Annotated in this window: 8 protein-coding genes; 3 read left to right on the forward strand and 5 right to left on the reverse strand. The window is 72.1% G+C overall.

Features of this window, described 5'->3' with window-relative positions:
- Positions 1-81 precede the first annotated feature (81 nt).
- Positions 82-1365, forward strand: coding sequence for a serine--tRNA ligase (serS, locus tag ACN263_RS22425; RefSeq protein WP_422736314.1), 1284 nt, complete (start codon positions 82-84; stop codon positions 1363-1365).
- Between the two features lie 148 nt (positions 1366-1513).
- Here serS and ACN263_RS22430 read toward each other — a convergent pair whose 3' ends face one another.
- The 5 genes from ACN263_RS22430 to ACN263_RS22450 form a co-directional block, all read right to left on the reverse strand.
- Positions 1514-4657, reverse strand: a complete 3144-nt coding sequence (locus ACN263_RS22430) for a discoidin domain-containing protein (protein WP_422736315.1) — start codon at positions 4655-4657, stop codon at positions 1514-1516.
- An 84-nt stretch (positions 4658-4741) separates the two neighbouring features.
- Positions 4742-5659 (reverse strand): cytochrome c biogenesis CcdA family protein, encoded by a 918-nt coding sequence (locus tag ACN263_RS22435; protein ID WP_422736316.1) that lies wholly within the window; start codon positions 5657-5659, stop codon positions 4742-4744.
- Positions 5656-6273, reverse strand: a complete 618-nt coding sequence (locus ACN263_RS22440; protein WP_422736317.1) for a TlpA family protein disulfide reductase — start codon at positions 6271-6273, stop codon at positions 5656-5658. The genes ACN263_RS22435 and ACN263_RS22440 overlap by 4 nt, the downstream gene beginning before the upstream one ends.
- Before the next feature lie 41 nt (positions 6274-6314).
- Positions 6315-7781 (reverse strand): NADH-ubiquinone oxidoreductase-F iron-sulfur binding region domain-containing protein, encoded by a 1467-nt coding sequence (locus tag ACN263_RS22445; RefSeq protein ID WP_422736318.1) that lies wholly within the window; start codon positions 7779-7781, stop codon positions 6315-6317.
- On the reverse strand, positions 7778-9412 hold the full coding sequence (locus ACN263_RS22450; protein ID WP_422736319.1) for a hypothetical protein: 1635 nt from the start codon (positions 9410-9412) through the stop codon (positions 7778-7780). The genes ACN263_RS22445 and ACN263_RS22450 overlap by 4 nt, the downstream gene beginning before the upstream one ends.
- A 265-nt stretch (positions 9413-9677) precedes the next feature.
- Here ACN263_RS22450 and ACN263_RS22455 point away from each other — a divergent pair, with 265 nt between their 5' ends.
- Together ACN263_RS22455 and ACN263_RS22460 are read left to right on the forward strand one after the other, a co-directional pair.
- A complete protein-coding gene (locus ACN263_RS22455; protein WP_422736320.1) occupies positions 9678-11123 on the forward strand; it encodes an alpha-amylase family glycosyl hydrolase in 1446 nt (481 codons plus the stop codon).
- A 76-nt stretch (positions 11124-11199) separates the two neighbouring features.
- Positions 11200-12111, forward strand: coding sequence for a L,D-transpeptidase (locus ACN263_RS22460; RefSeq protein WP_422736321.1), 912 nt, complete (start codon positions 11200-11202; stop codon positions 12109-12111).
- Positions 12112-12114: the final 3 nt, after the last annotated feature.

The raw sequence follows: 12114 nt of genomic DNA on the forward strand, positions 1-12114 counted from the left end.
CCCGTAGTCGGGTGGAAACGTGCGCGACGGTAACATCTGATGGTTCACCAGTGAACCCCGGACGGAGGCGTACGGAGCAGCATGCTCGACATGGAGTTGATCCGGAAGGATCGCGAGGCGGTGGCGACCGCGTTGGCGAAGCGACTGGATCCCGCCGAGGTCACCCGTTCCCTGGACGAGATCCAGCGGCTCGACCAGGAACGCCGCGCCCTGATCACGGAGATCGACGCCGAGCGGCAGCGCCGCAAGGCCGAGGCCCGGGCGTACGCGCAGGCCAAGCGCGCCGGCACCGAGCCGCAGGTCGCCGCCCCCGAGGCGGAGCGCAAGCAGCTCGCCGAGCTGGAGTCCCAGCTGGACGAGGTGCAGGCACGGCTGCGGGACGCGATGAGCGAGCTGCCGAACCTGCCCGCCGACGACATCCTCCCCGGCGGCAAGGAGGCGAACCGTGTCGTCAAGACCTTCGGTGCGCCGCCGGCGATCGAGAAGGTCCGCGACCACGTGGAGCTGTCCCGCGCGCTCGGTCTGGTCGACTACGAGCGCGGCGTCAAGCTCGGCGGCTCCGGCTTCTGGATCTACACGGGGATCGGCGCCCGGCTGGAGTGGGCGCTGCTCAACTACTTCGTGGACCAGCACATCAAGGCCGGGTACGAGTTCCTGCTCCCGCCGCACCTGCTGCTCGACTCGGCCGGCTTCGCCGCCGGCCAGTTCCCCAAGTTCTACGACGACGTCTACCACCTGGACGCCGCGTCCGCCCCGCGCGGGCAGTTCCTGCTGCCCACGTCGGAGACGGCGATCCTCGGCGCGTACCAGGACGAGATCCTGGAGACCGCGAAGCTGCCGTTGAAGGCGTTCGCGTACACGCCGTGCTACCGCCGGGAGTCGGCCGGGTCGCACTCGGACGAGCGCGGCACGGTGCGCGGGCACCAGTTCAACAAGGTGGAGATCTTCCAGTTCACCCTGCCGGAGCAGGCGGACGCGGCGTTGGAGGAGATGCTCGCCCACGCCGAGAGCCTGGTCGAGGGGCTGGGCCTGCACTACCAGCGCACGCTGCTCTCGGCCGGTGACGCCAGCGCGTCGATGAAGAAGACCCTCGACATCGAGGTGTGGATGCCGAGCACCGGCAAGTACAAGGAGGTCTCGTCGGTCTCCTGGGCCGGCGACTACCAGGCCCGCCGGGCGGCCATCCGCTACCGCGAGCCGGGTGGCAAGCAGACCCGCTTCGTGCACACCCTCAACGGGTCGGCGCTGGCCACGAGCCGCCTCTTCCCGGCCATCCTGGAGCAGTACCAGCAGGCCGACGGCAGCGTCCTGATCCCCGAGGTGCTGCGCGACCGGCTGGGCACCGACCGCCTGACCCCGCGCTAGACCCACTCACCCCGCCGATCTTGCACTTTCTGTCGTCTCGATGCCCCGATCCGCGCCTTTTGCGGCGACAGAAAGTGCAAGATCGCGGATGTGTCGACGGGGGCGGGGCTGGTGCGATCCGCACCAGCCCCGCCGGCCGTTCGAGCCTTCAGGCTCCGAACACCTCTACGAAGGTCAGCCGGGCGTCACCGGGCTGCCAGTCGGCGACCGCGACCGCCAGGTACCGCGCGGAGGACGTCGTCGAGATGGTGGTCTCGGGTTTCGGCTTCGAAACCGAGGCGACCGTCGGGTAGCCGAGCCCGTCGACCGAGGTGGATACCGTGATCGGCCGGCGCCGACCGGGAGTCCAGGTCAGGCGGACCGAGGCCAGTTCCTGCGGCGATCCGAGGTCGATCACCATTCGGCCGTTCGGGCCGGGTTGCCAGGCGGTCCCCGGGTCGCCGTCGACGGCCGCCGACGGGTCGGTCATGCCGGCCGGCAGCGGTGACGTCGGGTAGGTCGTCCGAGACCGGGCCAGGTCTCTGGTCGGTGTCACCGTTCCACCCGCGAACGCGACGTCCTTGCGGTGTCCGGCGGGAACCGTCACACGCTGTCGGGCGCCGTCGACCGCTGACTCCAACTGCACCTTCACGATCTGCCCGGCGGGTGCGGTGATCCGGACCTGGTGCGAGTCGGTGACCTCGAACCGGGTACCGGCGGGAATCGCCTTCTCCGGGTGTGCCGCGGTCACGGCGAACCGGGGCGGCTCGATGCGTGCGGTCGCGGCGGCGAGGTCGACCTGGTAGGTCGTGGTCCCCGCTCCGGTGACCTGACTGCCGTGGTACAGCCGCAGGGTGGCGCCCTGCGACAGCGTCACGGCCGCCGCCGTGATGGCGTTGTCGGACAGGTTGAACAGGCTCAAGTAGCCGTCCGCGTCACTCACCCGCAACGCCTCCGGACCACCGCTCGGCAGGGTGCGGGACGCCGCGGCGGCCAGGGCCGACCGGCTCGTGCCCGCGTACCCCTCGACGATCAGCCGAGCGCTGCCGGCGGCAGGTCCGCTGGACAGGGTGACGGTGGTGGCGGTCACGGTGATCGGATTCTGGGCGTTGTGAACCACCAGACCCGCTCGTCCGTCGATGTCCAGCCAGGAGCCCGCGATGGTCGGGCTGTCCGGCACCACCACCGCCTCGCTCCAGTCGGTGCCGTCCAGAGAGGTCTGGACGACGTAGCGGGTGCCGTACGCGGCCTCCCAGTCCAGGCGTACGCCGCTGATGTCGATCGGCTCGCCGAGGTCGACGGCGAGCCAACTGTCCGCGCGAGCCCGTTCCTCCCGGGCGACCGCCCAGCGGGTGGCGGGGTTGCCGTCGGTCGCGCGCGCTGCCGGGTAGGCGGGGTCGGCGGACGACGCCGTGGTGGGCCGGCCGACGGCACGGTCGACCCCACCGGTGTCGAGCACGGCGAAGGCGAACAGCGAGTAGCCGTACTGGTTGGCGGCGGATCGGCCGAGCATCCGCACGTACCTGGCCGACCGGGGCGCGAAGCTGAGCTGGTCCGTTCCACCGTCGCCGACGCCCGATTGTCCGGCCAGGGTGACGGACCCCTGTTCGCCGGTGAAGGTACGGGTGCCGGTGAGCCCGGGTACACCGGGCATCTTCAGGTTGAACAGGGTGAGCACGCCCTCGTCGGCACTGATGCCGGTGGTGGCGTACACCACCGTGCCGGTGGGCAGCGTGACGTATCCGGCGGTGCCGCCGGCGACGCGGAGAACGGTCGCCGTGGCGTCGACGCCGTCCCGGGCCACGGTGTACGCGGCGGAGGTGCGGCCGAGGACCGGCGCGGACTGCCTCGGCAGCAGCGAGGCGGCCCGGGTGTCGAACAACCAGTTGTCGTGGGCGGGGGCCCACTGGAACGAGACGAATCCGGTCTTGCTGACCGCCGCGGCGAAGGCGGCCGGGGTCTGGTGGGCGGTCAGCCCGGCCTGCTCCCCGAAGTCCCGGGTGCCCGCCGCCGCCGCGAAGAACATGGTGCTGGCGACCGGCTGGACCACGCCGCCGTTGGCCGCCCGCCAGGCGTGGAAGAGGTAACTGATGGCGATCTCGGCCCGGGCTTCGGGCTCGTACTTCGGCTCGCCGCTGAACTTGGTGAGCCGGTTCTCCGGCGGGTAGTTCAGGTACGGCATGAGCCGCTCGGCGAGGTCCGCCTCGGCGCGGGCGGCGTGCCGGTCACCCTGGACCTGCGCGAGGAAGGCGAGCGGTAGGACATCTCGGCCGTACAGGTGGTAGCGGTCCGCGACCATCGGCATGAAGGGTTCGCCGGCGTCGCTGGCCAGCAGCCGCATGGTCCGCCACAACTGGTCGCCGCTGGGTTGCCGGCTGAGTGCCTCGGGGACCGGTTGGCCGGCGGTCAGGAAGTGCGCCGCGGTACGGCCCGCGGTGCGCCACAGTTCTTCCTGGTAGTGCGGGCCGAAGGAGCCGTGGTTCTCGACGAGGAACGTGTCGTGGATGTTGTGGGCGGTGTTCCAGTCCGCGATCGCCCGCCCGTCGACGACGGCGGGGTTGGCCCGGTCGGCCGCCGGGAGTCCGCTCGCGTTGAGCGTCCACATCGAGAACCGCTCGCGCCACGCCGTGGCTGCGGGGTCGTCCGGCGCCCAGGCCAGGCCGGGTGCGATCGCCTGGGCGTAGACCCCCATCTCCTCGAGCTTGGTGTCACCGCTGAAGCCACCGGTGAGGCCGTTCGGCGTCCAACTGCCACTGAGCGGGTCGTTACCCGTGCCGAGGGAGTGGGCGTACGCGGCCTGCCCACGGGCGATGCGGTCGACGTTGGTGCGGGTCACCTCGTCCAGGTCGGACCAGAGCAGGCGGGCGGCCAGGACGAAGTACAGCTCGAAAGTGCTGTCCCAGAACAGCTGTCGGCCCCACTCGGTGCCGCCGGTGAGCCGGTTGGTGGCCGCGAACCGGCGAATGGTGGCGATGGTACGGGCGTGCAGCGTGTCCCGGTCGACACCGGCGACCGTCGCGTCGTACCCGGGCGAGATGAGCAGGACCGCGTTACCGAGGACGACCGCGAACCGGAAGTCCGCGAGGCGGTACGCGTTGATCGCCGGATCCCACTGCTCCTCGGCCCACCGGGTGTGGGCGAGCAGCAGCGCGTGGTAAGTGTCGGCAACCGGGCCGGTGGCCGCGGTCGGTGGCGTGACGGCGGCGGGCGCGGCCTGGGCGGCGGCGGGTCGGGCGATGGCGAGTCCAGCGCCGATGGCGCCGCCGAGCATGAGCAGCCGCCGCCTGCTCAGCTCGAATTCGGAGATACGCATGGTGGCCCTTCGGTGGTGACAACGTTGTCAGAGAAGGCTCTGATGATCGCTCCCAGATGTCAAGACCCACAAAGCCAGACCGACTCACCCCGCCGATCTTGCACTTTCTGTCGTCTCGATGCCCCGATCCGCGTCTTTTGCGGCGACAGAAAGTGCAAGATCGCGGGCGGGACGGCGGCGGGAGCGTGCGGTGCGGGCTGCCAGGAGGAGCAGCGCTGCCAGGGTGGCCAGGAGCACCGCTGGGCCGGCCCGATCCACGGTGTTCGACAGGGCGTGCTGGATCTGCGCGGCCACCAGAATGACCGGGTCGTGCAGAGCATCTCGGCGGCCGGCGGCGAGCCGTAGCTCGTACCAGCCGTACCAGGCGACGTAGCCGCCGGCGAGCAGCAGCACCAGGCCACTGAGCCGGGGCACCAGCGCACCGGCGACGCGCAGCCGGGCCACCAGCGAATCGCGCAGCAGCGCCACACCGACTGCGGCGACCGCGACCACCAGGCCCATCCCGAGGGCGTACGCGCCGAACAGCGCCAGCCCGCGTCCGGTCGAGCCGGCCTGGAGGCTGGTCACCACGATGGCCAGGAACGGTGCGATGGCGCAGCCGAGCGAGGCCAGCGCGTACGCCGCGCCGAACAGCGCCATCGACGGCCAGGACCGGGTCAGCCGGGGTGCCCGCGCGGTCCAGCCCGGCGCGGGCAGCCGCCGACCGGCGAGCAGCCAGCAACCGGCCGCCACCAACAGCAGCCCGAGCACCACCGTCAGCCACGGCAACCGGGGCCGCAGCCAGCCGGCCAGCGGCGCGAGCGCCAGACCGAACGCGCCGAAGACCGCCACGTACCCCAGGGTGAGCCCGGCCGCCGCGATGAGCGCGCGGCCGACCGCACCGCGGGCGTCCGACGCCCCGGCGACCAGCAGGGAGAGGTACGCGGGCAGCAACGCGAAGCCGCACGGGTTGACCGCGCCGAGCATGCCGGCGGTCAGCGCGAGCAGCAGCGGGCCGGTCACGCCCCGGCCAGCGCGGCGACCCGGGCGGTGAGCGACTCACCGTCCAGGAAGCCCTGGTGGACGACCTTGCCGTCCCGGTCGATGATCACGAAGATGCTCTGTTCGGTCACCTTGAACCGCTTCCAGAGCGCGCCCTTGCGGTCGTCGATCTGGGGCGTGTCGCCGAGGTCGAACTCGGTGACGAAGTTCTTCATGTCGCGCTGCTCGCCCAGTCCGGCGACGCCGACGATCGGCACGGTGTCCCGGTACTTCGGCGCGATCTCGGCCACCGTCCAGGCCTGGCTGGCGCAGGTGGCGCACCACGGCGCCCAGAACCAGAGCACCACCGGCCGGCCGGCCAGTCGCGTCGCGTCGAAGGCGCTGCCGGTGAGGGTCGTACCGGTGAAGCGCAGGGTGTCCGGGACCGGGGCCGCCGGGGTCGACGAGGCGCCGGCCGAGGGGGTTGCCGAGGGGGTCGGGGCGCTGGTCGAGGTCGGCGCGGCCCCGGCGGCGGCAGCGTCGGGCGGCATCGTGCCGGTGCAGGCCGCCGTGGCGAGCAGGGCGGCGACGAGCGCCCCCACGATGGCGACCCGGGGCGGGTACGCCGCCGCTGTCCGCCCGATCCGCTTGCGCATCCGCAGCTCCGTTCGGCAGGTGTGCTGGTCAGTGCCTTTCCCTACTCGGCCTTGGCGAGACGCAGGGCGAGTTCCGGGCAGACCTTGACGGCCTTGAGGGCGCCCTCGCGCAGCCAGGTCGGCACCGGCGTGGCCGGGAAGGCGGGGTAGCCGTTGGCGTCGAGCCGGATGAAGTCCGGCACCACGTGCGCGCAGAGGCCGTGCCCGTCGCAACGGGACCAGTCCAGGGTGAGCTTCTGCGGGTTGGGGTCGGGCGCGCCGGGCAACCCCATGACGCCCTTGACCCGCCGGCCGCAGCCGTCGCCGGTGCTGTGCAGCCGCAGGTCGTCGGCGAACACCTCGATCGCGGAGAGCGCGAACCGGGCCGTACCGTCCGGGTGGCTGCACGCGCCCCGACCCTTGACCTCGCCGGCGGCGGCGCGTACGACGTCGGCCGGTTGGCTGCCGGCCACGGCCAGGTCGACCGCGCGGGCCAGGTCCGGCAGGCCCATCTTGCACGGGCCGCACTGGCCGGCGGACTCGCCGGCCAGGTAGCGCACCACCTGCGCGGCCTCGCCGAGCGGGCAGGTGTCGACGCCGACCGGGATGATGATGCCCGCGCCGAGGGTGCCGCCGACCGCGGCGAGACCCTTGCGGGAGACCTCGGCCTTCTCCGCCGCCTCGGCGGTGATCCACTTGCCGTGGTAGCCGCCCATCAGGATGCCCTGGACGTCCGGGACCTCGCACAGGTCGAGGACGTCGCGCAGCGGCATGCCGGCGGTGCACTCCACCACGGCCGGCCGGCCCGCCGCGCCGGTCACCGTGAGCAGCACGGTGCCCGGCTCGTCGTCGGTGCCGAGCGCCGCGTACTCGTACGGGCCGAGTCGCGCGCCGACCGCGAGCTGGGCGTACGTCTCGGCGTTGGACAGCAGGGTGGGCAGGCCGCTGACCCCGGAGTCGCTGGAACGCTTCTTGGTGCCGGGCGGGATGTGCGGCAGCCCGTTGATCCCGTTGACCAGGGCACCGCCCTCGCCGGAGATGAACCGGTGCGGCACGGTGACGATGGTGGTCGGCACCGGCATGCGCCGCTCGTCGAGGGCCTCCATCAGCGAGTCCCGACCGACCCCGTCGTCCGCCACACCGATGACGATCTCGTCGGCGTCCAGCGCGTACGCCGCCAACGCCGCGCCGTCGAGGATCAGGTGCGGGGCGCGGGTGAGCAGCACCTTGTCCTTCCAGCTCGCCGGCTCCCCCTCGGTGGCGTTGACCACGACCACGGCGGAGAGGTCCTGCCGCTCGCAGGACTCCAGCACGGCGCGCATCTTGCGGGCGAACGGGAAGCCCGCGCCGCCCTTGCCCTTGAGCTGCATGCCCTCGGCGAGCCGCAGCAGCTGCGCCGGCTCCATCGGGCCGATCGGGCCGTGCACCTCCTCGTGTGCGGCCAGGTCGAGGCGTCCGAACTCGGCGAAGCCGGCGGTCAGCCGAGGCTCACCGACGCAGGCCACCGGTGGGACGGTCGTCCGCATCACTTGGCCTCACCCCGCAATCCGGCCCAGTACGCCCCGTCCACGGCGTCCGCGCTGGCCTTGCGGCGCTTGGACCGGCCCTCGCCGGCGGCCCGCTTGGCGCGCCGTGACGCCAGGTCGACCAGGGTCGGGGTGTCGTCGACGGGCGGCACGTCCTCGGGGACGTACCGGGCCGGCGGGCGCCAGTAGTCCGGCTCCTCCGGCAGGTCGTCCTCGGCGCTGTGCCGGCCGCTGCCGCTGCGCGGGGCGGCCGAGATGGGACCGCTGGAGATCGGGCCGCTGGAGATCGGGCCGCTGGAGATCGGCTCGGCGGAGACCGGGCCGGCCGAGATCGGCTCGGCGGCCTGCCAACGGCGCGGGCTGTCCCACGGCTCCTCGGGCTCGTCGGCGGCCCGCCGGGGCGGGGCCGAGTACCGGGTGCCCTCCTCCTCGGTGCGGGACCGGCGACCGCTCCGCTCGGCCACCGGCTCCTCGGCACGCCGCCGCCCGGTCTGGGTGGTCTCCTCGTCCCGGTCGCGGCTGCGCGAGGCGCGCCGCCGGGTCACCGGCGCCGTCTCCTCCTCGGCGCTGCGGCGGGCGGAGCGGCGGGTCGCCGTCGTCTCCATCTCTTCGCGGCGGTCCTGCCGGGCGGCGGGCTCCTCGTCCCGCCGACGCCGGCTGGGTCGGGTCGGCTCGACCAGCGAGCCGGGCTCGGGCACCACCGGAACGGTGAACCGTTCGGGGTCCCGCCGCCGGGGGCCGGTCGGCGCGGTCCAGGTGGCGGTGGTGGCCTCCGCCCAGGCCGGGCGCTTGTCCTCGCTCTTCTCGCGGCGGCGACCCAGCCCGGCCAGCAGCGCCCGCCCGCGACCCTCGTCGGTGCCCCGCCCGGCCAGCGCCGCGTTGCGCACGGCGGCCTGGTGCTGCTCGCGGCTGCGCCGGCCGATGGTGACCGAGAGCCGGACCAGCAGGGCCAACACGACCAGCAGGACGCAGGCGAGGTAGCTGAGGACCACCCAGGACGCCGCGGCCCGGCCGGCGTTGAGGCCGTGCACGAGCGCGAACGGCCAGGAAACGTAGGCGGCCGAGTGCAGCGTGCGCCACAGCCACTTCGGACCGACGCCGGCGAAGCGGGCCCGGATGATGCCGGTCCAGATCACGCTGACCATGAGCAGGGCGGCCACCGTGCCGAGGCCGACGTAGAGCCCTCGGCCGCCGATGAACGGGACGAGCGAGTCGCTCGCCGCGGCCCGACCGGTGGCGATCTTGGTGAGCACGTGGAAGACCAGTCCGGCCGTACCCAGGACGCCGGTGGCCCGGTGCGCGGACTGCATCAGCACGCGGTGCGAGATGTTCAGCACCAGCCGGTCGGTGGCGAGCAGTCCCAGCATCACGGTGAGACTCAGCGACACCAGGGCGACCACGCCCGCGAAGAACTCGGTGAAGAAGAAGCCGTACGCGTACGCCATCTGACCGGCGCCGGTCAGCATGGTCGCCGCCCAGAACGCGGCGAGCATCGACGCGATCAGCAACATCGTCGCCGAGCGGGACCGGGTCCGCACCCCGCGACTGCTGGTGCTGGTCCGGACCTCGGTGGCCTTCTGGTTCTGCTTTGCCCGGGCCATCTGCTCCTCGATCGTCTCGCGGCGGCGTACCACCGGCCGACCCCTGCTCCCCCATCCAGTACGGACCGGCGGGGCGTGCGGATCACCCGGGGACGGAAATTTCTGGCCCGGATCGAACCGACCCGCGTCGGGACGCGTGTAGCGGCCCCACCGGACAGTGATCAACGTCCATGCATTGACAGTCCTTGCAACACGCTTGTAACCTTTCGGCAAATTTCAGCATGGGTTGCAAGATTCGAGCAGCCCTGCGTTCCCCCGCCGCATCACCACCCCCGCCCCGCTCCCGACAGGAGTCCCGATGCGCCACCGTCGACGCAGCTCGGCGATCCTCGCCCTCGGCCTGGTCGCCAGCCTGCTGGTCCCCCTCACCGCGACGGCGCCCCCGGCCGTCGCCAGCCCGTCCGGCACGAAGAAGGTCATCGTCCAGCTCTTCGAGTGGAACTGGCCGTCGGTCGCCAGCGAGTGCCAGAGCACCCTCGGCCCCAAGGGTTACGGCTACGTGCAGGTCTCGCCCCCGCAGGAGCACGTGCGGGGCAACCAGTGGTACATGGCGTACCAGCCGGTCAGCTACCGGATCGAGTCCCGCAAGGGCACCCGGGCCCAGTTCCAGTCGATGGTGAACACCTGCCACGCGGCCGGCGTGAAGGTGATCGTCGACGCCGTCATCAACCACATGTCCGGCCAGGACAACGGCGGCACCGGCTGGGCCGGCTCCTCGTACTCGCACTACGACTACCCGGGCATCTACCAGACCCAGGACTTCCACCACTGCGGGCGCAACGGCGGCGACGACATCGCCAACTACAACGACCGGTACGAGGTGCAGAACTGCGAGCTGGTCAACCTCTCCGACCTGAAGACCGAGTCGGACTACGTCCGTACGAAGATCGCGTCGTACCTCAACGACCTGCTTTCGCTCGGCGTGGACGGCTTCCGGCTGGACGCCAGCAAGCACATGCCGGCCGCCGACATCGCCGCTATCAAGGGCAAGCTGTCCCGCTCGGCGTACCTCGTGCAGGAGGTCATCTACGGTGCCGGTGAGCCCGTCCAGCCGACCGAGTACACCGGTAACGGCGACGTGCACGAGTTCCGCTACGGCAAGGACCTGGCCCGGGTGTTCCGCTCCGAGCGGCTCGCGTACCTGAAGAACTTCGGTGAGGGGTGGGGTCACCTGCCCAGCGGGTCGGCCTCGGTGTTCGTGGACAACCACGACACCCAGCGCGACTCCAGCGGTGTGCTGACCTACCGCGACCGGGGCATCTACGCCCTCGCCAACGCGTTCATGTTGGCCTGGCCGTACGGGTCCCCGACGGTCATGTCCAGCTACACCTTCAGCAACCGCGACGCCGGCCCACCCTCGGACAGCGGCAACAAGACCCTCAACACCACCTGCTACTCGGGCTGGGAGTGCGAGCACCGCTGGCCGGTGATCGCCAACATGGTCGGCTTCCGCAACGCCACCGAGGGCGCGGGCGTGGCCAACTGGTACGACAACGGCAACAACCACATCGCGTTCAGCCGCAGCGGCAAGGGCTACCTCACCGTCAACGACGAGGACTCGGCGATCAACGGCCGCTCGTACTACACCGGACTACCCGCCGGCCGGTACTGCGACGTCATCCACGGCACGTACGCGAACGGATCGTGCAGCGGTCCGGTGATCACCGTGGACGGTAGCGGCTGGTTCGCCGCGAACGTGCCGGCGCACGACGCGGTGGCCATCCACATCGGCGCGCGGGTCTGACCGACCCTGGGGCCTCCGGACGGCGGGTATCGCCGAACCGGGGGCCCCGGACCGTCCACCGCCATAGAGTAGTTTCGTGCAGTTTGACCGAATCTCCCCGTACCGTCGTCGCGCCGGCTGGATCGCCGGCGCGATCGCCGTACCCGTGCTGCTGGTCGCCGCGCTGCTGGTCGGCCAGGCTCTCACCCCACGCTCGACGGCCCCCGACGAGCAGAACGTGGTGGTCGCCGACCCGACGCCGAGCAGCGTCGACCAGAGCCCGGAGGAGTCTGTCCCGCCGGCCTCGCCCGCCCCGGACGGGCTGCCGGTGCTCGACTACGACCCCGCGCCCAAGGGCTTCCCCGCCGACCCGGCCACGATGGACACCACGCCCCTGACCGAGGGCGTGCACCCGACCCGGCGGATCGCCGCGTACGACGCCCCCGGCGGTCGACCGCTGGCGTTCGTCGAACCGACGCTCGCCGGTGTCGAGCTGACCGTGCCGATCGCCCAGCGGCGGGCCGGCTGGACGGCCGTCCTGCTGCCGTCGGCGAACCGGAAGCTCGCCTGGCTGCCCCCGGGTGGCTTCGACACCGTGCCGCTACGCGACCAGATCGTGGTCGAGCGCACGGTGCACCGCCTCACCTGGTACCGGGCCGGCAAGGCGGTGCGCTCGTGGGAGACCAGCCTCGGCCAGTCGGGGCAGGAGACCCCGCTCGGGCGCACCTTCATCCTGGGCCGCACCCCGCCACCCGAGGAGGTCTACGGCGGGGTGGACATCTACGCCCTCGGCTCGGTGCCGGACGACCCGGAGGCGGTGCCGACCGGGCTCAGAGGGGCGCACATCGGCCTGCACACCTGGCACAACGACGACGAGCTGGGCGAGAACACCACCAACGGCTGCATCCGGGTGACCCGCAGCGGTCAGCGGGAACTGCTCGCCGAGGTCCGGCCCGGCAGCAGCCTGGTGGTCGTCGACAAGCTGCCCACGCCACCACCGACCGCCTGAGCC

The organism is Micromonospora sp. WMMD729 (assembly GCF_049315225.1).
In the GTDB taxonomy this organism is placed as follows: Bacteria; Actinomycetota; Actinomycetes; order Mycobacteriales; family Micromonosporaceae; genus Micromonospora.

Excerpts from the sequence above, each read along its gene's own strand:
- ACN263_RS22440 (WP_422736317.1), bottom strand. The coding sequence starts at position 6,273 with ATGCGCAAGCGGATCGGGCGGACAGCGGCGGCGTACCCGCCCCGGGTC.
- serS (WP_422736314.1), top strand. The coding sequence starts at position 82 with ATGCTCGACATGGAGTTGATCCGGAAGGATCGCGAGGCGGTGGCGACC.
- ACN263_RS22430 (WP_422736315.1), bottom strand. The coding sequence starts at position 4,657 with ATGCGTATCTCCGAATTCGAGCTGAGCAGGCGGCGGCTGCTCATGCTC.
- ACN263_RS22455 (WP_422736320.1), top strand. The coding sequence starts at position 9,678 with ATGCGCCACCGTCGACGCAGCTCGGCGATCCTCGCCCTCGGCCTGGTC.